The organism is Alteromonas sp. G5_S2_22_S1, assembly GCF_054968525.1.
The window spans coordinates 239,825-263,555 of the sequence record NZ_JBQKUJ010000004.1 but is presented as its reverse complement, the minus strand read 5'-3'; the positions used below and the strand labels follow the sequence as shown (position 1 = coordinate 263,555).

General features: G+C 46.4%; 17 protein-coding genes, 1 tRNA gene and 2 pseudogenes. 8 read left to right on the top strand and 12 right to left on the bottom strand.

The genetic code is table 11. The features are described 5' to 3' along the window. Positions 1 to 28 precede the first annotated feature (28 nt). From ACTRWF_RS07145 to mutY, 3 genes are all read right to left on the bottom strand, one after another. Positions 29 to 104 (bottom strand) — tRNA-Phe (locus ACTRWF_RS07145). A 151-nt stretch (positions 105 to 255) separates the two neighbouring features. Beyond that, positions 256 to 528 (bottom strand): oxidative damage protection protein, encoded by a 273-nt coding sequence (locus tag ACTRWF_RS07140; RefSeq protein ID WP_012516801.1) that lies wholly within the window; start codon positions 526 to 528, stop codon positions 256 to 258. 53 nt (positions 529 to 581) lie between these two features. After that, complete coding sequence (gene mutY, locus ACTRWF_RS07135; RefSeq protein WP_020742686.1) at positions 582 to 1,649, bottom strand: A/G-specific adenine glycosylase; 1,068 nt, start codon at positions 1,647 to 1,649, stop codon at positions 582 to 584. 134 nt (positions 1,650 to 1,783) lie between these two features. Here mutY and ACTRWF_RS07130 point away from each other — a divergent pair, with 134 nt between their 5' ends. The 6 genes from ACTRWF_RS07130 (at position 1,784) to arcA (ending at position 8,593) form a co-directional block, all read left to right on the top strand. Further along, entirely contained in the window at positions 1,784 to 2,488 is a 705-nt protein-coding gene (locus tag ACTRWF_RS07130; RefSeq protein ID WP_024015543.1) for an alpha/beta fold hydrolase, read from the top strand. Between the two features lie 91 nt (positions 2,489 to 2,579). Beyond that, complete coding sequence (gene trmB, locus ACTRWF_RS07125; RefSeq protein ID WP_015065998.1) at positions 2,580 to 3,299, top strand: tRNA (guanosine(46)-N7)-methyltransferase TrmB; 720 nt, start codon at positions 2,580 to 2,582, stop codon at positions 3,297 to 3,299. After that, a complete protein-coding gene (locus tag ACTRWF_RS07120; protein ID WP_462835287.1) occupies positions 3,299 to 4,381 on the top strand; it encodes a methyltransferase in 1,083 nt (360 codons plus the stop codon). Before trmB ends, ACTRWF_RS07120 begins: the two co-directional genes overlap by 1 nt. Before the next feature lie 170 nt (positions 4,382 to 4,551). Continuing rightward, a complete protein-coding gene (glgA, locus tag ACTRWF_RS07115; protein ID WP_015065996.1) occupies positions 4,552 to 5,976 on the top strand; it encodes a glycogen synthase GlgA in 1,425 nt (474 codons plus the stop codon). A 108-nt stretch (positions 5,977 to 6,084) separates the two neighbouring features. Next, positions 6,085 to 7,731, top strand: a complete 1,647-nt coding sequence (locus ACTRWF_RS07110; protein ID WP_012516795.1) for a sensor histidine kinase — start codon at positions 6,085 to 6,087, stop codon at positions 7,729 to 7,731. 154 nt (positions 7,732 to 7,885) lie between these two features. Next, positions 7,886 to 8,593, top strand: a complete 708-nt coding sequence (arcA, locus tag ACTRWF_RS07105) for a two-component system response regulator ArcA (RefSeq protein WP_012516794.1) — start codon at positions 7,886 to 7,888, stop codon at positions 8,591 to 8,593. Between the two features lie 181 nt (positions 8,594 to 8,774). Here arcA and ACTRWF_RS07100 read toward each other — a convergent pair. After that, a pseudogene (locus ACTRWF_RS07100) lies at positions 8,775 to 11,708 on the bottom strand (beta-galactosidase); the annotation flags it as partial. On the opposite strand from ACTRWF_RS07100, the pseudogene ACTRWF_RS07095 reads away from it, so the two are divergent. Further along, positions 11,685 to 11,861: pseudogene (locus ACTRWF_RS07095) on the top strand (helix-turn-helix domain-containing protein); the annotation flags it as partial. The pseudogenes ACTRWF_RS07100 and ACTRWF_RS07095 sit on opposite strands and share 24 nt — an antisense overlap. 79 nt (positions 11,862 to 11,940) lie before the next feature. Here ACTRWF_RS07095 and pmbA read toward each other — a convergent pair. Further along, on the bottom strand, positions 11,941 to 13,272 hold the full coding sequence (pmbA, locus tag ACTRWF_RS07090) for a metalloprotease PmbA (protein WP_015065994.1): 1,332 nt from the start codon (positions 13,270 to 13,272) through the stop codon (positions 11,941 to 11,943). Positions 13,273 to 13,344: 72 nt separating this feature from the next. Between pmbA and yjgA the strand changes: the two genes are divergently transcribed. After that, complete coding sequence (gene yjgA, locus ACTRWF_RS07085; protein ID WP_015065993.1) at positions 13,345 to 13,902, top strand: ribosome biogenesis factor YjgA; 558 nt, start codon at positions 13,345 to 13,347, stop codon at positions 13,900 to 13,902. 99 nt (positions 13,903 to 14,001) lie between these two features. Here the strand turns inward: yjgA and tldD are convergent, their stop codons facing one another. From tldD to mreC, 7 genes are read right to left on the bottom strand one after another with little or no spacing between them, the layout of a single operon-like run. Beyond that, on the bottom strand, positions 14,002 to 15,444 hold the full coding sequence (tldD, locus tag ACTRWF_RS07080; protein ID WP_015065992.1) for a metalloprotease TldD: 1,443 nt from the start codon (positions 15,442 to 15,444) through the stop codon (positions 14,002 to 14,004). Beyond that, a complete protein-coding gene (locus ACTRWF_RS07075; protein WP_015065991.1) occupies positions 15,437 to 16,255 on the bottom strand; it encodes a carbon-nitrogen hydrolase family protein in 819 nt (272 codons plus the stop codon). The genes tldD and ACTRWF_RS07075 overlap by 8 nt, the downstream gene beginning before the upstream one ends. After that, positions 16,248 to 20,243: a YhdP family protein gene (locus ACTRWF_RS07070; RefSeq protein WP_015065990.1), complete on the bottom strand. Its 3,996-nt coding sequence runs from the start codon at positions 20,241 to 20,243 to the stop codon at positions 16,248 to 16,250. Before ACTRWF_RS07070 ends, ACTRWF_RS07075 begins: the two co-directional genes overlap by 8 nt. A 26-nt stretch (positions 20,244 to 20,269) precedes the next feature. Further along, entirely contained in the window at positions 20,270 to 21,736 is a 1,467-nt protein-coding gene (rng, locus tag ACTRWF_RS07065; RefSeq protein ID WP_015065989.1) for a ribonuclease G, read from the bottom strand. Further along, positions 21,733 to 22,323: a Maf family protein gene (locus ACTRWF_RS07060; protein ID WP_015065988.1), complete on the bottom strand. Its 591-nt coding sequence runs from the start codon at positions 22,321 to 22,323 to the stop codon at positions 21,733 to 21,735. The genes rng and ACTRWF_RS07060 overlap by 4 nt, the downstream gene beginning before the upstream one ends. 36 nt (positions 22,324 to 22,359) lie before the next feature. Next, a complete protein-coding gene (mreD, locus tag ACTRWF_RS07055; protein ID WP_012516784.1) occupies positions 22,360 to 22,836 on the bottom strand; it encodes a rod shape-determining protein MreD in 477 nt (158 codons plus the stop codon). Continuing rightward, positions 22,829 to 23,719 carry a rod shape-determining protein MreC gene (mreC, locus tag ACTRWF_RS07050; RefSeq protein ID WP_015065987.1) on the bottom strand — a complete coding sequence of 297 codons (891 nt, stop codon included), beginning with the start codon at positions 23,717 to 23,719 and terminating at the stop codon, positions 22,829 to 22,831. The genes mreD and mreC overlap by 8 nt, the downstream gene beginning before the upstream one ends. Between the last annotated feature and the right edge of the window lie 12 nt (positions 23,720 to 23,731).

Genomic DNA, 23,731 nt, shown 5'->3' with positions numbered 1-23,731 from the left:
TTTTCAATAAACTATCAGGTTCCAATGATGGTGCCTCGACCCGGGATCGAACCAGGGACACGCGGATTTTCAATCCGCTGCTCTACCAACTGAGCTATCGAGGCTGAAACTTGTTAGCGTTCTAGGCGTTTGCTGCCTGTCCTGCTGTGGGTGCGTATTAAACGGTTTTCGCCTTCACAAGTCAACCGTTTTTCTCGCTTTTTTTGCGCTTTTATTACTGTTTGCACATTGTTTGCTCAAAAAGCGCTTTTTTGCTTATTTTTCAGGCGGAACATAGCCTTCAATTGTAGGCTCAACGTCGTCGAACAAGTACGCCGACATTTTTTCTTCCAAAAATGCACGGGCATTCGGTTCCATCATATTTAGTTTGTGCTCGTTGATTAACATGGTTTGTTTCTTTTGCCACTCGCCCCATGCTTCTTTTGAGATATTGTCAAAAATACGCTTACCCAGCTCGCCCGGGTACAGTTGAAAATCTAAGCCATCGGCTTCTTTTTGAAGCTTACGACAAAATACGGTTCTTGCCATGTTCTTTCCTTTCACTTTCTGCTTAGCTGTTCATATAGGCAGCTACGAATAGCTTAGCCTATTAACTGCTTAATAATTTTGGTAGTCGGCGCTGCTAAACCCACTTCAATAGGCTCACCCAACGAAAACCAACGAAATGCCGTATCGGCTACGCGTTTTGTTGGTGGAGAGTTTACCACGGCCACTACCGGGGTGATATCTAAATGAAAGTGACTGAAGGTATGGCGAAACGTTTCAAGCGTTTTGGTTTCTTCAACATTTACGCCTCGCTTTTTAAACTGCTCAATACCTTCTTCTATTGAAGACACTTCGATAAACCCGTATAAACCGCCCCATAGCCCCGTTGATGGGCGCTGTTCTAAGTACACTTGGCTATTAAACTGCGCTACCATCATAAAGGTCGCTTTCTCTGGCAATGCCTTTTTAGGTTTTTTACCCGGGTAGTCGGTTTGTGCGCCTTGAGCGTAGGCTATACAGTCGGGCTGTAGTGGACACTCATCACACTTGGGTTTGCTTCGCGTACATATCATCGCGCCCAAATCCATCATCACCTGGGTGTAGTTGGCGCAACGTCCACCTTCTGGGTTGGTAGGCGTGTTTTTCTCGGCCACCTCCCAAAGTTGGTTTTCCACTTTTTTCTGCCCCGGCCACCCGCTTATCGCATAGTAACGCGCCAGCACACGCTTCACATTGCCATCTAAAATAGCAAAGCGCATATTGCGAGATAGCGACAATATGGCCCCTGCGGTTGAGCGCCCTATCCCTGGTAAGTCCATGACTTCTTCTAGGCTAAAGGGGAACTCACCGTTGTATTCATCCACCAACCTATTCGCCGCTTTGTGCAAGTTTCTTGCTCGTGCGTAGTAGCCAAGGCCTGTCCAATGGTGAAGCACATCGTCTTGGGATGCTTTCGCTAAGTCATGTACGGTGGGGAATGACGCCATAAAGCGTTCAAAGTAGGGAATTACCGTGGTGACCTGGGTTTGCTGGAGCATAATTTCCGACACCCATACCTTGTACGGCGTGACCTCTTGCTGCCAAGGCAGATGCTTTCGCCCGTGTTTGTCAAACCATGCAAGCACTCGTTCTGCAAAGCTGCCTGTGTATTGTTGTTCTGTCATAATCGTCTATGTTTGGTAGTGGATATCGTCTGCCCGTTGTGTAACGACGTACATTTGTTTTGTGCGTACAACCGTTCATAAAAAAGCGCGCTATGGTAGCATGTAACTAGCCATTTTATTGTTAAGGAGCACACGTGTCTGTGCAGCACCCTGTTTTGTTTTTTCCCGGTACACTTTGCGATGAACGTATTTTTTTACCGCTATGGCGACAGTTAAATATAGCGCAACGCCGCTACGTGCCCCTTCAATGGGCGTCGTCACAAGAAGAGATGCTGGCATTAAGCGAAGACCGTATTCTAGATAACGAAAAAGTGCATCTAGTGGGCTACTCCATGGGCGGGTTTATTGCCTCGCTGGTGGCACAGCGCAACCCACATAATATCGCATCGGTAACCCTGATTGGCTATAACCCTGAAGGCTTGTCAAAAGAGGAAATCGCCAAGCGAAAACAGCTTACTTCCATGCTTAAGCAAGGGAATTTCAAACCCGATAACGATGCCTATTTATCCCGTTTTATTCACCCTTCACGCCTTAACGATGACAAGGTTGCTGGTGTTGTAAAATCGATGGCCCAAGATCTAGGTAAAACGACCTTACTTAATCACACCCTTGCGACTACGCCCCGAGAAAGTACCGTTAAAGCGCTGGCTAAGATCAACGCGCCGACAACACTTATTGCTGCTCAACAGGACGCGATTGCACCTGCCGCAGCAATAGCGCAACTTAAAGCGCAACTGCCTAAGGCAAACTTTCAAGTCATAGAAAATGCCGGTCATATGATGGTGTTAGAGCAAACCGATGCGGTAGCGTCTATTATTGCAAAACAAATTGGCGTATAAAAATACAGCATTTTTACCACGATAGCGTTGCATAACCTGCGGGTAAGTGGATAATGCGCCACCAGAAAATTGGGTTAGAAAGGCATTGCAAATGAGGCAATTCAAAAGTCAGGCGGAAGCAGAAGCCGCTGGAGTATACGTAAGCAAAGTGAAAAGCTTCGTGAAACGCGAAGGTAGACTTACCAAAGCACAAGAGAAAGCGTTGGCAGACTATTGGCCAACAAAAGGCATCGACTATTCAGAGTCTACTCTGTCCTTGCCAGATGTGTTTGGTCGCAGCGCACCTGTAGTGGTTGAAATTGGCTTTGGCATGGGTAAATCGTTGGTTGAAATGGCCGCGAACGCCCCAGAAAAAGACTTTATTGGCATTGAAGTACATAGACCGGGCGTTGGTGCGTGCTTAGCTGATGCAAGCGAACAAGGCGTTGAGAACTTACGTGTGATGGAGCATGACGCGGTTGAAGTACTTAAAAATATGATCCCTGACGGCTCTCTGTCTCGCCTGCAGTTATTTTTCCCCGATCCATGGCACAAAAAGCGCCATCATAAGCGCCGTATTGTACAGCCTGAATTCGTTGAATTAGTACGCACGAAACTCGCTGTAGGCGGTTGTTTCCACATGGCCACAGACTGGGAACAATATGCTGAGCATATGGCCGAGGTAATGAATAATGCTGAAGGCTACACCAATACAGCGACCGATGGTGACTATGTACCTCGCCCAGACTACCGCCCTATCACCAAGTTTGAAACTCGTGGTCAAAAACTTGGCCATGGCGTATGGGATTTGATTTACGAGCGTACTAAATAATGATTCTATCCCCTCAAAGCCAATTACTAGAGCGTAATATTGCGCTATTCGACGAAGGACAATGGGCATTTATCAACCCGTCTGATGCCTATTTTCTAGACGGCTTAAAATCTCATGAAGTTACGGTAATTCACCAGTACTTTGATATTTTTGCTGAGTGTGTAAGGGTAATACCTTCAGCGTCCTTCGATAGTAGAGATATTACCAGTAAAGGTTTCGAGGTTTCCCAAAAGGTAGGCAACCACACCCATATATTTACGCCATTTGTGGCGCTAGAAAAGTCACACACTGATGTGATGATTTCTTTACCTAAAGCAAAAACCCATTTTCAGATGCTGTTAAGAATGGCCGCCAGCATGGTTGGTCAAAATGGCCGTATTCACGTTGTTGGTGAAAACAAAGGCGGCATTAAAAGCGCCGCCAAATTAATGCAGCAATATGGCGCAACGCAAAAGGTAGATTCTGCGCGCCATTGCAGCCTGATTACCGTTATTGTTGAAGCGCCTCATCTTGCCTTTGAAGCCGAAGCATGGATTGATACCAATACGTATGCCGTTGAAGGTACGTCTTGGAAAGTGGCTTCTATGCCGGGTGTATTCAGTTATAAAGAACTAGATGCAGGTACGGAGCTTTTATTAGAAAAGCTCTCTACGTCGCTCAGCGGCGACGTACTCGACTTTGCCTGCGGTGCCGGGGTTATAGCGAGCTATATCATGCTTAAATACCCACACTTGAAGCTGCATTTGACCGATGTCAGCGCCTTTGCTATTTACTGTAGCGCACTGACTTTGGCGGAAAACCAGCTGGCAGCGACCTTGTATGCTGCCGATGGACTGCACGGCATGACTAACAAGGTACAGCACATCGTTACCAACCCTCCATTTCACACGGGTATTAAAACTGACTACACGGTGACTAAACGTTTCATTTCAGATGCGAAAGCACGTTTAACCCGTGGGGGTACCATGCAAATGGTCGCCAACCGCTTTTTGCCTTACCCTGGCTTATTATCTGAGCATTTTCAAACGGTATACACCACAGCACAAACGTCTCAATTTTCCGTTTACCAAGCGACTTTGTAATTAAAAAAGCATTAAGCTTGTGCTAGGTTAGTTTTCTACCTGTTGCGTGCGGCCATTGTATTTACCACACAATGGCCCTTAGCGCTTTTTCCGTACTTATTAGTTGTATGACAAGTGCTCGGCTTATACGCATAAAAAGCATGAAGCACTTTTCGCTCTGGAGATCACCTGTGAACATTGTATTTGCTATTTCAGAAGTTGAAGAATTGGTAAAAACCGGCGGTCTGGCAGATGTTGGAAAGGCGCTCCCACTAGCGCTTAACGCGCTTGGTGACGACGTCACTATTGTCATGCCCTATTATCAAGTACTTGCTGACCAGCTCAACTTACCTACGGTAACTGAACAGCAAACCTTATTTACCGAAGGCCAAGTTTACCACTTTGATATCCGCCATATGCTATGGCACGGCATCCCTGTTTATTTTATCGACTCGCCTGTTCATTTTATGCGCGAGGGGCTTTATGCCAATGCCTTTGAGGGGTATGAAGACAATGGTGAACGCTTTAGTTTCTTCAGCGGCGCTGTACTTCAAACGTTAAAAGCCATTGATACACGAGCAGATGTGATTCACTGTCACGACTGGCACACCGCGATGCTGCCATTTTTGCTCACCTATGAACAATCTGGTTTCTTTAAAGAGACTAAAACCGTCTTCACCATTCACAATGCCGCATTCCAAGGGGTTCATAAGCTGGAAACTATCCCTTTCCTTCGCCACCACCCTCATATTTTAGCGCAAGTACACGGTGGCTATATCAACATGCTGCAAAGCGGTATTGAATTTGCCAGTAAGGTGACCACCGTTAGCCCTAACTATGCCAGAGAGTTACTCACCGACTTAGGCAGCCACGGCCTTCACGAGCGCCTAGTTAATCGCCAAGCTGATTTAAGCGGTATTCTTAACGGGTGTGATTACACCCAGTGGAACCCAGAGACTGACACGTTCTTACCTGAGAACTACAGTGTCGATAACCTCCACCCTAAGACATCGTGTAAACGGGTATTGCAGGAAAAGTGTGGCTTACCGCCAAAAGCGACAGTACCGCTATTAGGTATGGTTTGCCGCCTGACAGAACAAAAGGGCTTTGCCTATATCCTACCTATATTGGATGATTTAATTAAACACAATATTCAAATGGTCATTGTGGGGACGGGCGACCCAAAAGTGTGTATGGATCTTGGGGAATTTGCACAGCAACACCCCGACCAATTTGCATTTATTAACGGCTTTAGTTCAGAGCATGCACATTTAGTTGAAGCGGGTGCAGACTTCTTCCTTATGCCTTCTCAATTTGAACCTTGTGGGCTCAATCAAATGTACAGCTTAGCGTACGGTACAATACCTATCGTTCGTTCTGTGGGTGGCCTAAAAGACACGGTTATTGACTACAGTAACAGCGACAATGGCACCGGCTTTGTGTTTGACGACCCTACACCACATGCCCTGCTATCCTGCATTCGCCGTGCTTTGCTGGCATTTTATGAAGATGCAGGGAAATTCAGAGAAATGCAGCAACGGGGAATGCGCACACGGTTTACTTGGGAAGCCGCCGCAAAAGACTATCAGCAACTCTATGCATCAACACAGCACTAGCGGTCTCAGCCTATATTAATTATTGTTTATGGGCTTCTTTCTTTTTGCACAATTTTGCGCCACTATTGATGTATGGACGATGCGGATGGACCTAACGCCAAAACGGATATGACAGATAAAGCCGTCAAGCTTTCGATAAAAAGCCTTTTTCTTTGGGTGGTAATGTCAATTACCACTTTCTCCCTTGCGGTGCTGTCTAGCCTTGCCGTTTACACACAAATTAAAACCTACCGTCACGAACTTGAATCTAATGCGCTCATGCTTGCGAAACTTGTCGCCAGAAGCGCAGCGACATACCTTTACGACGAGACACCGGAACGTATAGAAGCAGCCTTAAGCAACCTTACTGCGGCCGAACACGTGCTAAACGCTCATGTTTATAAGGCGCAAAACAAGTCATTAGCGCCCCAAATTTTTGCTTCATATAATAAAGAAGGCCAGTTATTACTGGGTGGCAAAGAAAACCAGTTGTCAGCACTTTTTATGGCGCCTCAACTGGCTGATAACGGTAAGTACCTAGAGCTAAGCACCAAGGTGTTCGACACAGAAACCAACATCTCATTAGGCTGGGTTTATTTAAGGGTATCGTCTGACAACTTTAATCAGCTTGTTGGAAAGTCTATTTGGCTTAATTTGGCGGTAGCACTCGCGCTATTGGCCATTAGTTTTTATTCGGCGGTGCGAATGCAGCGCATTGTTACCGGGCCTGTGGAAAATATAGCGAATTTCTTACAGCGTACTTCTCGGCAACGAGATTATTCCGCGCGAGCCAGCGGCTCGACAATCAAAGAACTAGATATTCTTGCTGACGCCGTTAATGTCATGCTGTATCGCATGCAGGAGTATATGCAAAAGCAACGGGAAGCCGAAGAACAGCATCGCAAGCTTAATGCTAGCCTTGAAGATATGGTTAGCCATCGTACCACTGCCTTAAAGGACGCTAATCAAGAGTTAATCCAAACGCTAGAAAAGCTTCACCAGTTCCAGCGCCAAATTGTACAAAATGAAAAAATGGCGTCACTTGGTGATATGGTGGCGGGGGTCGCTCATGAGGTAAACACCCCCATCGGTTTAGGCGTCACTGCGTCGACCATGATGTTAGACAGATTAGCCGTTATTCAAAAAGATTTTGAAAATAAAACGCTAAAAGCGAGCGCAATGAAGCGTTTTTTAGATGAGAGTAATGAAAACTTAAACATAATTTATCGCAATTTGAACAGAGCTGCCGAGCTTATTAGCAGTTTTAAGCAAGTTGCAGTCGATCAAACGTCAGAAACTAGCCGAAGTTTTTGCGTTGTACAGCTAGTTAATGAGATACTACTGTCATTGCAGCCTCGACTCAAAAAATTAAAACACAACATCAACGTAAATTGCGACCCTACCCTTAGCGTTGAAACGAAGGCTGGCCCAATAAACCAAATCTTGATTAACCTGATTATGAATTCAGTTATTCATGGGTTTGAATCTATGGAAAAAGGCACGATTGATATTCGTGTCGAGTTGGTGAGTAACAATAAGCTCAAGCTTGTTTATACCGATAATGGTAAAGGCATTCCCCCTGAAATTCGCAAGCGAATATTCGACCCCTTCGTGACAACAAAGCGTGGGCAAGGTGGTTCGGGATTGGGGATGCACTTGGTATACAACTTGGTAACGCAAGCCCTCAACGGTTCAATATCAATTACTGGCGAAGAAGGTGATGGCGTGGAATTTGTAATAATATTCCCCGTTGTTAATGCGAAAACCTCAGAATAGTTGTATAAAGTATGAACTTTTCTTGATTTTTATTGGCTAACCCCAATACCTAAACAGTAAGAATATTCACAAGTTGCTTGCAATCAAGTGCATGAATATTAAACTTTAACCCGTTAGTTGCTTAAATCGTATTTTAGAAAGAGTGTAGAACACCATGCAGACGCCAAATGTGTTAATTGTTGAAGATGAAGTGGTAACCCGTACCACGCTTAAGAGTTTGTTTGAAGCGGAAGGGTATAATGTATTTGAAGCCGAAAACGGCGATCAAATGCATGATTTCTTCGAGAATCACGCTATCAATTTGGTTATCATGGATATTAACCTACCTGGAAAGAACGGCTTGATTCTAGCGCGTGAAGTTCGCGACCGTAAAAATGTTGGCCTTATCTTCCTAACGGGCAGAGATAACGATGTTGACCGTATCTTAGGTCTTGAAATCGGCGCAGACGATTACCTGACAAAGCCGTTCAACCCACGTGAATTAACTATTCGCGCGCGCAACTTACTGTCTCGCACAACCAACTCTTCAGAAGACGACGATTTACCAAGCCGTGTAAACTTTAACGGTTGGACGCTTGATGGTGATAGCCGTTCTTTGATTTCACCTAACGGTAAAGAGTTCCGCTTACCGCGTAGTGAATTCCGCGCACTACACCTGTTCCTTAGCAATCCAGGTAAAATCCTTACTCGTGAACAGCTCATCATGGAAATGACAGGTCGTGAGCTTCGTCCTAACGACCGTACGGTAGACGTAACCATTCGCCGTATTCGTAAGCACTTCGAGTCAGACCCGACAGATGAAGAGTTGATCGTAACCATTCACGGTGAAGGCTACCGCTTCTGCGGTCAGGTTGATGGTTAACCATCACATATTAAAAGTCGCTAGCCCTCTTTGAGAGCCGGTTCAAGAATTAAAAAAGCCGCTACAACAATGTAGCGGCTTTTTTGTGGGTATGCATTTCGTCAATGGCTAAATTGAGCTCAACTTCATTACCTGTTGAGTAATACCGCTCAACAGGCTCATTACGCTTCCTAAACGTGCATCATACCTTCGCACAGAATGTCACCGAATAACGGTAACACTTCTCTTCTATCAAGAAGGCTTTATGCGTGCTAGGGCTCCACGAGTCGTCGCCGCCCACGCCCATATGTGCATGGTCAATATACACAAACACACAGTCTTGCGGCATGAGGTCGCTAGTATGCTTTGCAGTATCTAGCTGCGCTTGGCCGTACTCGCTTACACTAAAGCAAAACTGCCCGTTCACTCTTAGCCCACTAATATCTAATTGTTTACAGTCACTACGCAAACCGTTGTCAGTAGGAAATATATAGTGTGTTTGCAAATCGGCTATCGACAACGAGTGCTCACCAAAACGCGCTGCCGCTTTCCTGTCTGGGTAATTTTCGAAAGGCCCTAGCCCTTGCCATGTAACGCGCATTCGCTCTTGCTCGTTGCTACGGGGCGCCGGTACCGCGGCTTGCAAACCAATTCGAGGCATGGGCGGTAAACTATCATCCAATAACACTTCTACCTCTACGGTTAACGCTGCCTGGTGGTTAATGGTGTAAACCCACTTGGTTGCGGCAATGAGCTTGTCGTTATAATGATACTCAAATAACGACGTTATGCGCACATCAAAGGTACTCTGCTCTACGTCTACACTGGTGCAGATGCGGTCCCACTTTCCAATACCAGCACGGCGCCAGCGCGACTCCCATGCATTTGGGTCGGGGTTATCAACTTCACTTACACCAATATCGTTATCAAGCGGGGCTCTAAAAAAGTTATCTTCTAGCGGTGCGCTGAGCGTCTCGCTATCTTCATGTAGCCACGAGGTTAAAAGCCCACTTTCGCTATTAAAACTAAATACGTTATTTTTCACACTGACTAATAAGGTGGTGTTTTCTGCCTTGACCGTCACTCCAGACTCAGCATTTTCATTTGCGACGTTAGCGGTTGAGACAAAAGGAATTAGCCCGCTTTTGTTAGCTAGCGCAAGCTGCGCGGTATCGATAACATGGCCTGCCTTCGCCCATGCACAGTCGTTAGCTAATACAACGTCGATATTTAGGTGATAGAGTGCGCCGGCTTTAAAATTGATTTCGGGCGCGATACTAACGGTTTGGGCTTGCTGTGGTGCAACATAAATGGGGCACTCCCCTTCTATGATGGGTTTACCATTCTCTAACACCTGCCAGCGAAGCAGCTCATTATCGGTATGTCTAAACAGGTAGTCACTCTTTACACTAAGCTGCCACTTGTCAGTCTCTTCCGTTAACGAAAAGCTTAGGTGTTGCTGACAATATTTCGCTTCAAATAAATGCGGGTGTGGGGTTCTGTCAGGGAATAACAGCCCGTTGATACAAAACTGTCTGTCGTTGTCGGTATCGCCAAAGTCACCGCCGTAAGCCCAGAACGCGTCGCCGCTATCAGTGTGTTTCGTCAGCCCTTGGTCAACCCAGTCCCAAATAAAGCCGCCTTGAAGACGTGGGTAGTCTTTGAAGGCTTTCCAATACTCATCAAAACTCCCCAAACTATTCCCCATAGCATGGGCGTATTCGCATAAAATAACGGGCCGGTTTTCACCAGGTAGCGACAGCCATTTTTTTATTGCCCATTTAGGCACAGCGTCGTCTTCTACGTCAGTATCTACACGTGCATACATAGGCGCTATGATATCGGTAGCCGTAGTGTCGGCACCGCCACCTTCATATTGAACAGGCCGAGACGGGTCGAAAGATTTTGCCCAGCCATACATGGCATCATGCGTAGGGCCATGACCACATTCATTGCCTAACGACCAGATGATAATACTGGGGTGGTTTTTATCGCGTTCTACCATTTGGGTAAAACGCGCCATGTAAGCGCCAGCCCATAGCGGGTCGCGGGACAGCCGCCCCATTGGAAACATACCGTGGGTTTCGATATTGGCTTCATCAACCACATAAAGCCCGTATTCATCACAAAGTTCATACCAGCGAGGGTGATTAGGATAATGCGCAGTGCGCACCGCATTGAAGTTGTTCTGCTTTAATAGTTTAATATCTTCAAGCATATCATCTTCGTTGATGGCATGGCCTTTTACTTGATGGTGTTCGTGACGATTTACACCGCGAATAAGCACAGCTTTGCCGTTAACAAGAAGCTGCCCATTTTTCATTTCAACATTTCGGAAACCCACATTGTAGGCTTCACGGTCTATCACATTACCGCTATCATCAATCAGCGATACAACTATGCGATAAAGGTAAGGGGTTTCTGCTGTCCAGTGTTTTGGCTCTTTAACTTCTAGGGTTTGAAAGACGACATCGTCCCACCCGCCTTTCTCGTCGACACGCTTATTGTTGGTGCCCGTAACGATTTGTTCGGTAACAGCCGTATCACCATCGAAAAGCTGAATACCTACTTTGCAGTGTAACTGCGCTTTAATTGACGTTCGAACAGACACAGTAGCGTCGCGATAACAAGCATCTAGCGTGGGCGTAACAAACACATCTTGAATGTGCTGACGTGGCTTTGTAATTAAACTTACATCACGGAAAATACCGCTTAGCCACCACATGTCTTGATCTTCTAAGTAGCTGCCGTCAGACCACCTGATGACCATGGCCGCTAAGCGGTTCTCGCCCTCGACCAACAAATTGGATATGTCGAATTCTGCCGGTAAACGACTATCTTGCGAATAGCCAACATACTCACCGTTACACCATAAGTGGAAGGCGCTGTTCACCCCCTCAAATACAATGTGGTTGCGTTGAGATAACTGCGCGCTGGTTACGCTAAACGTGGTTCGGTAGCATCCGGTAGGGTTTTCACTGGGTACTATCGGTGGGTTTACCGGGAAAGGATACTTAACGTTGCAGTAAATAGGTTTATCGTAGCCCTTTAGTTGCCAGTTTGAGGGCACAACAATGGATTGCCATTTTGCCCGCTCTTCGGCACTTAATGTAGCGGCAAGCAGGCTTTCGGGCACCTGTTACGCGCCAAAAGTTTATTGCTAAGTACGCAGTGGCCCGTTTCATATATTGCCAATTACGTGGGTTATGCCAACGTATTTACGTTTTCAAAACGCTTTAAAAAGTCGACAGGGCTGTCGCCTTCTGCGTTTCGTTGTAACAACACGTGATAGCTTATATTTCAGCGGTTTTATCTACAACCTTCTTTGCGTTATAGATAAAACCTGTATTTAGAAAAACGAGCTAGTTCTAACTACCCGCTATTTTCATTTGGTCAATTAGCACTGAGCCCGTCTGTACGCTGCCGCGTACATCCTTTTCAGCACCAATCGCGACAATGCCTTTAAACATGTCTTTAAGGTTACCGGCAATGGTTACCTCATGTACGGGGTACTGAATGATACCATTTTCAACCCAATACCCTGCCGCGCCGCGTGAGTAGTCACCGGTCACACCATTAACGCCCTGCCCCATAAGCTCGGTCACAAATAGCCCTGTGCCCATTTCTTTAAGAAGGTCAGCGTCGCTATGCCCCGTATCACCTACTAGCCAGTTGTGAATACCACCGGCATGACCATTGGAGCGGGTATTAAGTTTGCGCGACGAATAAGTGGTGTAAAGGTATGTAGCCAACTGCCCTGCGTCGACAATCGTCATGTCAGCACACGCCACGCCTTCGTTATCGAAGCTTGAACTAGCTAAGCCGCCTTTAATAAGCGGGCGCTCTTCAATATTCAACCACTCGGGGAATACCTGTTTACCCAAGCTATCGAGTAAGAAACTTGAGCGACGGTACAAGCTCCCCCCACTAATGGCGCCTACATAATGACCAAACAAACTAGATGCGATATCCCGATGTAAAAGCACAGGTACATTTGCTGTGTTAATTTTACGGGCGCCTAAGCGGTCTACCGTGGCTTTTGCGGCATCAATACCTACCGAGGCTGCCGATTGAAGCAGTGCCGACTTGCGGCTTACGGTGTAGGCATAATCGCGCTGCATATCGTCATCTTGCGCACCAATAACCATACAGCTTAGTGAGTATCTGCTGCTAGGATAACCGGCATTAATACCATGGGTGTTGCCATAAACGCGCATACCTAAGTTTGCGTTATACGAGGCGCCATCCGAATTAGTAATACGCGAGTCGTAATCCATTGCCGCTTTTTCAGCTTCAATGGTGGTCTTAATGGCCTTTTCCGTATCTAGCTCTTCAGGGTGATACAGCTCTAAATCTGGGAATTCTGTTGCAATAAGGTCGGCATCGGCCAAACCTGTGCACGGATCTTCACTGGTATAGCGTGCAATATCTACGGCTTTTTCTACCGCTAATGTTAATGCTGCTTTGCTTAGATCAGCAGTAGAAGCACTGCCTTTTCGCTTGCCTACATATACGCTAATACCTAGGCCACCGTCGTTGGTAAACTCAACGTTTTCAACTTCTTGCATACGTGAAGATACGGCAATGCCTTGCACTTTTGACATGCTGGCTTCGGCTTGCGTAGCGCCTTTTGAAACGGCTAATTTTAGTACATCATCTACGACATTTTGAATGTCGGCTAACTGCTGCTCAATTTGCATAGTAAGTTTCGCTGTCTTAATTCGACTGTGATAGTTACAATTTAGCTAAAGTGTAACACTAATGAGTTTGAAATGAGTGATCAGAAATACAATTCTCCTGAAGATCCTTACTTCGAAGATGCGCAAGCAGATGAGTTCGAAGAGGAAGTGTTTGTCAGTAAAACTGAGCTAAAACGCCAAGCGAAAGAGCTTCACAAGCTAGGTGAAACCTTGGTTAACTTAACTGATGCAAACATTGCCACTATCCCTATGGATGAAGAGCTGGCCGATGCAGTTGCTATTGCCCGTAAGGTAAATAAGAAGAAAGACGGTTACCGCCGCCAGCTTCAGTTTATTGGTAAGGCACTGCGTAATCGCGATACTGCCGATATAGAAGAAGCGCTAGCGAAGTTAACGCACCAGCATCAGGCTGCTAACGCGGCTTTCCATGCGTTAGAAAAAGCCCGCGAAGCGGTAATCGAGCAAGGCGACCCGGCAATACAGAAGCTCATCGAACAATATCCTGAGCTAGATAGACAAAAGCTACGCCAATTTCATCGCCAAATTAAAAAAGAGCGTGAAAAGAATGCGCCGCCTAAAGCGTTCAGAGAGTTGTTTCAGTATTTGAAAGACGTTATTCACGAAGAGTGATTAAGCGTCTGAGCTCAGATACAAAAAAGGTTGGTGCAATTGCCCAACCTTTTTATTTTTGAATATAGATCGCGAATTTAGTTCGCCGGGAAAGAAATCTTAGGCTGTGCCGCCCACGGTCAACTCGTCAATTTTAAGCGTGGGCTGGCCAACGCCTACAGGTACGCTTTGACCGTCTTTACCGCACACACCCACGCCCTTATCTAAGGCTGTGTCGTTGCCGATCATTGAGATTTTTTGCATAACCTCTGGGCCGTTACCAATTAAGGTGGCCCCTTTCACTGGCGCGGTAATTTTACCGTTTTCAATAAGGTAAGCTTCAGCGCTAGAGAATACAAATTTGCCCGAGGTAATATCCACCTGCCCGCCAGCAAAGTTCGGCGCGTAAATACCTTTGTCGATAGACGCGATAATTTCCTGCGGATCATGTTGGCCTTCCAGCATGTAGGTATTCGTCATACGGGGCATAGGCAAGTGGGCGTAAGATTCACGACGACCGTTACCGGTGGGTGCAACGCCCATTAGTTTCGCATTGTGCTTATCTTGCATGTAGCCTTTAAGAATACCGTCTTCAATTAGCACGTTATGGGCCGTTGGCGTACCTTCATCATCTACTGATAACGAGCCACGACGGTCGTTTAATGTACCATCATCTACCACAGTTACGCCTTTGGCTGCTACTCGCTCGCCAATACGCCCACTAAACGTTGACGCACCTTTACGGTTGAAGTCACCTTCAAGGCCATGACCGACGGCTTCGTGAAGCAATACACCAGGCCAACCGTTGCCTAATACCACAGGCATAGCGCCTGCAGGCGATGCCACAGACTGCATGTTAACACGCGCCATGTGAAGCGCGTCATCGGCGAGTTGTTCAAAGTAAGGTTTACCATTTTCGTCCTGTTTAAAGAACGAATAGGCATAACGGCCGCCAGCGCCGGCTGAACCGCGCTCGCGTCTATCACCTTGCTCTAACAATACTGAGCAGTTTAAGCGCACCAGAGGGCGAATATCGGTCGCTAACGTGCCATCACTACCAGCAACTAAAATCTCTTCATATACACCGCTTAAGCTCACCACTACCTGATTGGCAGAAGGCTCTTGCTTACGAATGTATGCGTCTACCGCTTTTAGCAAGGCAATCTTTTCCGCATCTTGCATAGCAAGAATGGGGTTATTTTCGCTGTAACGGGCCTCAACGGGCTTATGGCCCAGCGCTGCAACCTGCTGCGTACCACCGCTTGGTGCGATACCTCGGGCTGCTTTGCACGCTTTAGTTAACGCTTCTTCGCTTATCTCATCGGAATAAGCGAACCCCGTTTTTTCGCCGCTAATGGCGCGAACGCCTACACCGCGCTCAATGTTGTAGCTACCTTCTTTGATAATGCCGTCTTCTAGCACCCAACTTTCGTGCTGGCTCGACTGAAAATACAAATCGGCATAGTCGGTATCGTGGCGGTGAATGGTCGCTAGCGCGCGCTCTAGCTTAGTAATATCTAGGCCTGAGTCAGATAATAAATGACGCTCAACAGATTTAGACAAAATGACTCCTGAATCGGTTATGTTCGGCAACCGGCATATTCTGTTTAATGGTTTCTCTTTCTGCAATATCTACGCTAGCCGATACAAACCCTGTTTCGGTTTTACGTTCCCCAAGCGTATCGCCCCACGGCGACAAGATAATACTGTGACCGTAAGTTTCGCGGCCATTTTGGTGTACGCCGCTCTGGTTGGGGGCTACCACAAAGCACTGCTTTTCAATGGCTCTGGCTTTAAGTAAAGCGTGCCAATGAGCCTCGCCGGTGCGTTGGGTAAAAGCCGCGGGCAGTACCAAAATATCAATATCGCCCATTGCAGAAAACAACCCTGGAAAGCGTACATCATAGCACACCGCAAGCCCAATGTTGCCAATTGGCGTTCGAACAGTGACTACCTCATTACCTGCTTCTGTGGTAGCAGATTCTTTATAGCTGCCTGTATTGTCGTTTACTGATACGTCGAACATATGAATTTTACGGTAATCAGCCAAAAGCTCGCCATTCGGACCAAATAACATACAAGCAGCAGAAAATTTATCAGGGTTTTGTGTTTTTACCGGGAATGTCCCTGACACAATGTAACATTGATGCTGCTTAGCAAGCGCCGATAAACGTCGCTGTATTATCCCATCGCCTTTTACTTCAGCTACCGCTAATTGACCTTTGTCTTTGCCGCCGAAACAGGCAAAGCACTCCGGTAACACGACCAGGCTATCTCTCTCGATATGCGCTGCTGCCATTTCTTTTTCGACAATATTCAGGTTTTCTTCCACATGTGGCGTAGAAGTCATTTGTAGTGCTACTAAATTAACCATCGATCACCTCCATTTTAAGCCTGCGTACATCATCTTCCGTTAATGGCCTGTCTTGGGGATTGGCAGGGGCAGGCGCATTTTGTGCAGGCAAACTGATGTCTTTGCTATTGCGTTCAACCTCATCGAACTTAGGATCTTTTATGGTGCCTGTCACGCGATAGTTCACATTTGAGATGACTTTCGCCGACGTTAATACCTGATCAATAGCAAGGGCTGCCAGTGCTGTAGGTGGCGTTGCCAAGAAATAAACTAAAAAGGGCAGATTACCCGTCACGTTTGGCGCAAATGACACGTTATAATTTAGGCCGCCGGTATTGAGGTCGGTAAAGCCCGTTATTTCAATTTCACCGGCCCCACCGTCAATTTCAGTATCATCGGTATAGGCTTTCCCGTTTACAACCTTAAGGGTTCCGCCCATATCATCGTAAAAGAAACCTTTAGCAAAGACATCTCTAAAATCGAGGCTTAACTTTCTGACCAGCGAGTTAAGGCTAAAGAGTGTAAAGATACGTGAGCCCTGATCACTAAGCTCGGTCAAATAACCATCTGACAGCGACCATTCTACGTCACCGTTTAACGCTTCAAACCCGAAATCCATTGGCGCGTTAGGCCAGCTAATATCAAACTTAACCTCTGCGCTCGAGTCTTTTATGCCAGACTCTACACCATACTCTTTAAGCATTTGGCCTACATCCGGCGACGTTAGCGAGCCTTTTATCGCACTTTGTATATCCCGACCAACATGCTTCCAGTAACCGCTTGCGGTAATGTTAGTATCATCCGACCTCACTAAAAGCTGGCGAATGGCTAAGCCGTTATCTTCCTTCGCAATATCTAGCGTAATCTCCCCAAAATCTATACCGTGTATACCGCAGCTTTGGCAGTAAAAATAAATAGGCGGCAACGTGTTGGGGTCAATATCATACGGCGATTCATCGTCTGAAGCGGCCTGATTGTTGGCAACAACCGGCGGAGTCTGTGAGGTATCGGCGGTCGTTGAGGTGGCGATATTTTCACTCGGTTTTTCTAGCGATAAATAATCGGCATTTATCTCGATACCTTGTTGTTCTAAATCGCTGTTAATACGAACGGTAGCGCGCGCCTGTGGCGAAGTTAAATTTAAAATCCAATCTCTATCGCGCTCTGTGGCATTAAGCTCAGCATCTTTAATACTGTGGCCCGCAAAATTGAGTTTTTCAGCTTTGGCGAAAATGCGTGATGGGGTGCCAAACAAATTAACCTGTTTCTCATCTTTTTGCGCAGTATCAACCCTCGTAAGTTCAGCGTTCGATTTTTGCTTATCCGCTTTACCTTTGCCAGAAAGCAGCATGTTAATCGTGCTAAACCACTCTTGTACATCGGCTTCAGCTAAATTTGCGCTAATGCTAAACCCAGTCCCTATGTTGGCAATGTCGCTCTCGCCTAACGCTAAATGTGCGCGGGAGAATTGCATTTCTTTATGCGGCAGAACACCGTCAAAACGAATGCGCTCTCCTAGTCTCGCTTCGATGTTTGACGCTTTACCGTTACCTTCACTGACAATAGATAAAGGGAGGCTGGTGCCTGCAGGCGTATCAAATGGAGCAGGTAACACACTTTGTGTTGCCGTTAGGTCAGCTTTCAAATTGGCGGTGTAGGAAAAACTGCTATTAGACAGCGTAAGATCAACAACGGTTTTCCAGTCACTTTCCCCATCAATATAATCAGTGAGATCTGTATTCACGTAGTTTGCAAGGGGGTGCACGTGCCAGCGGCCCCCTAATTCAACATGAAGGTCGTAAGTGTCCCCTTGCCTTCCACTTAAGGAGAGCGCTACAGGCTGCTTGAGAAACCGTGCTTGTAGCGCATTGGCGTCGATATTCCCGTTGGTAAAGGTCACATCGCCTGATGCGTTGTCGAAAAGCATTTTGGTGCTAGCGATATAGACGGGGTTATTCGACAAATGCGCAGTACCCGATGCCACCACGTCTTTGCCTTTAAATGGAATATCTAGCTTAATATCTGCCGAGAGTGGGCCACTAATTTGCACTTCATTGTTAAGCACATTACCTAAGGACTTTTGCAACGAGGAGTTCATCATTAAGTCGGTTAATGCGTCTCCCGTTCCCTCGCCTGTCGCATAAATCGCTAAACGTGCACCTGGCTTAAAGCTTGGAATGGCAGCCGACATATTGCTTATTTTCATATCCGCTAAGGTGGCGCTAGGACTTTCCATTACCAGTGCATTGTTTACGAAATATAGCGAAAGCTCTAAATCGTTCAGTGCAGGCCAATCTGGTGCGAAAAGAAAATCGCCATCTTTGATATCCACATAGGCTTGGAAAATACCTGAGTTGTCTTCAAACGGAAAATCTCGGGTACGTCCATGCCACAGCACACGAGCATTTTCGATGTCGCCTTTACCAGTAAACGCCCGGGTTAGGTATTTATCTGTGTTTGCCCCCATAACGCCAGCTGGGAAAAGGTCGCTCACTGTATTTAACGCTATCGGGCTTATATCTATATAAAGCGACATAAATCCCGTCGCTGTATTAAGTTTAAACTGCGGCTTAAGGGTAACGGCATCACTATCGAGGAGCATATTGTCCCCTTTGACGACCCACTGCTTGTTGGGCTCTTCTGCCGTTTCGGGATAAATATAAAATTGCGAGGTTAGCGCGTTAATCTTGAGGTCTTTTTTGATAACCCCACTCGCGCTTAATACGCTATCAGTGCTTTGTAAGTAAATAGCCCCGTTATTCTTATACCAGAATAGGTCAACATCGAGAGAAGATAACCCCGGTACTTTATTTGTTTTATCCCACTGCAAATCAACTATTTTGGCCGCGAGAGAGGGGGTACCACTGCGCCATTGAAGTTGCAATGTGGCGAGCTCTCCCTTCGGGTTCAGCCCGCGTATTTCGTCTTCACCGGTGTCATCCATGAAAAGTGGCAATAGCAATAAAAAGGGATTGATCTGAACAGGCTTAACCGTATTGATGAGCGCGTCGCCATTTGCACTGATACTACCAATAAGGTCGGTCGTCATTGTCTCGTTACCTGAGTTCAGTACAAGCTGATCTACCCTAACGTTCCAACCGCCACGCTTGCTCTTCTTATTAGGCAGTGCTTGTAAGCTTCCGCTACTGATGCCGGTTATCGTTTTTGCACGCCCATCGCCCCACTCTAACAAGCTGTCATTAAGCTCGGCCTGCACGCTGGTAATTTCATTGTTGGCAAAATTTGCCCACACCTCAAAATTAGCACGACTTTGAGCCAGTGGACGCTTGGTCTTTATCAGGTCGCTAACCCAAGGCGAAATGTCGAGTTCTTCAGCTTTGGCATAAAAGACGCCGTCAAAGTCTTCACGGGTGCCGTTAATATCAATAATGAAAGAGGCTGAGTTTGCCGCTAAATCAGCAACTTTAAGCCGGCCTAAACCTTGATGTCGCTGTTTACGGTTATTCCAGGATAAGCTTTCAATGTCGAAAGAATTGGTCTCGTTAAGATGTGTAATTGACACCGCCCCATCTTCTAACGAAAAGCTTTGTAATTGCTCTAAGAACAAGCGCTCTAACGCGTTAACCACAGGGAAGTTATTTTTGCCACCGCCGGAAAGGCGATCGGCATCGATATCTAGGCGAAGGCCCCGCAATTCAAAACGGGTAGAGGAAATAAGCTGATCGCGCAGTGATTGCCAGAAATCTAATTCAACGTAAATTTGTCGAATGTCCAACGCAACAGGTGAAGCTTCATCTTTAGCAAGCGATACCGAATTTAGCACAATGCTAGGGCTGCTGCGCTGCCAAACCGCATGCACGCTTTTTATTGATAGGTTTACGCCATACTGCTCATTAATATAGTCTTCCAACAAATGTTTGTTGTGCTCAATATGCGGCAGAGCATAGCGTGCAGCGCTTAATACTAGCGCGAAAAGTACAAGCAATACGGCAAGTAGCAGCCAAAACTTCTTAAGTAGATAAGCGGCTACCGACGAAAAATTTGTCACATTTTGCCTTTGTATACGTTAATGCATTACATCATGACGACGTCGTACTTATCCTGGTTGTACAATGTTTCTGTTTGTACCTTAATTTGTTTAGATACAAATACTTCTAGTTCTGCCAGCATATGAGACTCCTCACCCATTAGGGCTTCTGCCACTTTTGGTGAGGCGTAAACCACAAACTTATCCGCATCGTATGCGCGGTTCACGCGAACGATTTCACGCATTATTTCAAAGCAAATGGTTTCAATGGTTTTAACTGTGCCCCGGCCTTTACACACCGGACATTCGCCGCACAGTATATGCTCTATGCTTTCACGGGTGCGCTTGCGGGTCATTTCAATAAGCCCCAACGCAGTGAAACCGTGAATATTAATTTTGGCTCTATCCTTGTTCGTCGCCACCTCTAATGAATGTAAGACACGTCGTTTATGGTCTGGTTCAATCATATCGATAAAGTCGATAAGGATCATGCCGCCTAAGTTGCGTAATCTTAGCTGACGCGCAATGGCTTGCGTCGCTTCAGTATTGGTATTAAAAATCGTTTCTTCTAAATTACGGTGCCCAACAAAGGCCCCCGTATTGATATCTATGGTGGTCATGGCTTCGGTCTGATCAATAATCAAGTAGCCGCCAGATTTTAAATCAACTCGACGCTCTAATGCCCGTTGCGCTTCGTTTTCAACATCGTACAAGTCGAAGATAGGTCGATCACCCGGGTAGTATTCGAGCTTGCCGTTCATTTCAGGCACATACTCTTTGGTGAACTGGTGAAGCTCATTGAATGATAGTTTCGAGTCGATACGAATTCTGTCGAGCTCTGTACCAACAAAGTCGCGTAGCACTCGTCGTGCTAGCGGTAAGTCTTCGTAAAGCACGTTCGACTTACGCTTTTTCATACGAGACTGTATTTTGTCCCACAACCTGCGTAAAAACGCCGCGTCAGACTGCAGTTCGTTTTTGCCCACGCCTTCAGCCGCAGTACGCAGAATGAAGCCACCGTTTTCATCACAAAACTCTTGCACCAGCGACTTTAAGCGCTCTCTTTCTGCTTCTTCTTCAATGCGTTGAGATACGCCTACGTGAGTGACCGAAGGCATAAATACAAGATAACGGCTGGGGATAGTAATGTCTGTGGTAAGGCGTGCGCCTTTGGTACCGATAGGATCTTTCACTACCTGAACCACAATATCTTGACCGTCTCGCACCAACTCGCGAATGTCTTGCTTTTGAATATGGCTTGCCGAGACTTCTTCAGCAATTTCATTGTGAATGACAATGTCAGATGCATGTAAGAAGGCGGCCTTTTCTAAACCGATATCAACAAATGCTGCCTGCATTCCCGGTAATACACGGCTAACTTTACCGCGATAGATATTGCCAACCAAACCGCGTTTTGTATGACGTTCAACGTGTATTTCTTGCAGTATTCCGTTTTCAATAAGCGCTACTCGCGACTCTGACGGGGTAACGTTAATAAGCAGTTCAGCACTCACGACACAACTCCAAATTCGTTGAGTAATTGACGGGTTTCGTAAAGAGGCAAACCGATTACGGCGCTTGCACTGCCATTAATTGAGACCACAAATTCACCGCCAATACCTTGAATAGCGTAACTTCCTGCTTTATCGGCAGGTTCTCCAGTTTCCCAGTATGCGGTAATTTGCTCATCCGTCAATGCTGCAAAAGTTACAGACGTTGTAATGACTTGGGTTTGCTGACGAGTGTTATTCAAAACACTGATAGCTGTTAGCACTTCGTGAGTGTTACCAGAAAGCATCGTGAGAATGCGTTTAGCGTCGGCTTTGTTTTCTGGCTTACCTACGCTTTGACCGTTAAAAGCAATAAGGGTATCGCTGGCTAAAATGACCGTATCGTCAGTCAACGTTTGCTTTGACGCCAACTTCGCTTTCACCGCCTGGCCTTTTTCAGCAGCAAGCCGTGAGACCAGCGACAGTGGCGTTTCGTTCAGGCGCGGCGATTCGTCAATATCGGCGGGTTGTATAGTATGAGCTATGTTCATTTGCTTGAGCAACGCGGTGCGTCTTGGTGATGCCGACGCTAACACTACCGATTTTGTCATTGTCTTACCCTTGGAATTAACAAAAAGGCGTTCGAATTACGAAATAGAAAACTGTCTACGTGTACGTCTAAGTAACCAAAACACCCAAGGCCATAGCACCATAGACGTTAACACCGGCCATAAATAGTCCACTTGAAAATAAATATCGGTCAGAAGGTGCTGAACCCAAAATGTCATCAGGTGATATAACGATGATAGAAGGCCGATGATAATAGCTTGCTGCCATACGGAATAATTACGCAGCCGTTGGTAATTAGCAGCCAGTATATAAACGCAAATGCTAAGCGCAAAACTGTGGATGCCTAAGGTAGTGCCTACCAAAACATCCATGGCGACACCCGTTAAAAAGGCGATCCCCACGTTCACTCGATGCGGTAACGCCATACTCCAATAGGCCAGCACCACTAATACCCAGTCAGGCCGGTAAAGGTCAACTTGTGTAGGTAGGGGCACAATTTGTAGAACCAGTGCCACTAATAGGCTAATCCAGATCACGAGGTTACGTTTACGCATCGGTCGATTCTTCCTCGTTTACCATCTCGCCCTTGGCCTCATCTTTTACATCGCGCTCAGGATTAGTTTTTTTCCATAGCAATAGCAGGTGACGAAGCCTGTCTAAGTTCGCCAAAGGCGTGGCTATTACACGGGCAAAGGGGCGGCTTTCATCGCGTACCACTTGGGTAACGGTAGCCACCGGGTAACCTTCGGGAAAAACCTTTCCTAACCCAGAAGAAATAAGCGTATCGCCTTCTTGGATGTCAACGCTGTGCGGAACGTGCTCAAGATATAATTCGTTTAAGGCGCCACTCCCCGTGGCAATAAAACGAATGTCGTTGCGAAGAGAACGGACCGGGATAGCGTGAGTAACGTCAGCAAGCAGTAATACACGGCTGTTTGTTGACCCCACTTCCATTACCTGACCTACAATCCCTTTGTCGTCAATAACCGGTTGAGACGGATAAACCCCGTCTATCGCGCCTTTGTTGATCACCACCTGCTGACTGTAGGGGTTCTTGTCAACGGCCATTAATTCGGCAACCATCTTTCTGGATGACTCACGTACTGGCGCTTGCAGTAATTCTCTAAGCTGTGCGTTTTCTTTTTCAATCACGTCGAATTGCTGAAGCTTTTCGCTCATTAGCAAAAGCTGATTGTTGAGCTTTTGATTTTCGGCTAATAGTTGCTCTTGTGAAGTAAGACGCTGGGCGCTTTCACTTAGCATAAGTCCGGGGAGGTTAGCGATATACTGAAGGGGGCTCATTAAAGAGTTTAGATACACTCGCGTAGATTTGAACCCGTCCATTTTGTGATCGACAAATATCAGCGTTACTGACAACACAAGGGCCAGCGTAAGTCTGATATTTAAGGAAGGACCGCGAGTAAAAATAGTATCCATGATACAAATAAG

Bases quoted from the DNA above. Each gene is read 5' to 3' on its own strand.
- ACTRWF_RS07140 (WP_012516801.1), bottom strand. From the start codon at position 528: ATGGCAAGAACCGTATTTTGTCGTAAGCTTCAAAAAGAAGCCGATGGC.
- mutY (WP_020742686.1), bottom strand. From the start codon at position 1,649: ATGACAGAACAACAATACACAGGCAGCTTTGCAGAACGAGTGCTTGCA.
- trmB (WP_015065998.1), top strand. From the start codon at position 2,580: ATGAGGCAATTCAAAAGTCAGGCGGAAGCAGAAGCCGCTGGAGTATAC.
- ACTRWF_RS07120 (WP_462835287.1), top strand. From the start codon at position 3,299: ATGATTCTATCCCCTCAAAGCCAATTACTAGAGCGTAATATTGCGCTA.
- ACTRWF_RS07110 (WP_012516795.1), top strand. From the start codon at position 6,085: ATGACAGATAAAGCCGTCAAGCTTTCGATAAAAAGCCTTTTTCTTTGG.
- arcA (WP_012516794.1), top strand. From the start codon at position 7,886: ATGCAGACGCCAAATGTGTTAATTGTTGAAGATGAAGTGGTAACCCGT.
- pmbA (WP_015065994.1), bottom strand. From the start codon at position 13,272: ATGCAAATTGAGCAGCAGTTAGCCGACATTCAAAATGTCGTAGATGAT.
- yjgA (WP_015065993.1), top strand. From the start codon at position 13,345: ATGAGTGATCAGAAATACAATTCTCCTGAAGATCCTTACTTCGAAGAT.
- ACTRWF_RS07075 (WP_015065991.1), bottom strand. From the start codon at position 16,255: ATGGTTAATTTAGTAGCACTACAAATGACTTCTACGCCACATGTGGAA.
- ACTRWF_RS07060 (WP_015065988.1), bottom strand. From the start codon at position 22,323: ATGACAAAATCGGTAGTGTTAGCGTCGGCATCACCAAGACGCACCGCG.
- mreD (WP_012516784.1), bottom strand. From the start codon at position 22,836: ATGCGTAAACGTAACCTCGTGATCTGGATTAGCCTATTAGTGGCACTG.
- mreC (WP_015065987.1), bottom strand. From the start codon at position 23,719: ATGGATACTATTTTTACTCGCGGTCCTTCCTTAAATATCAGACTTACG.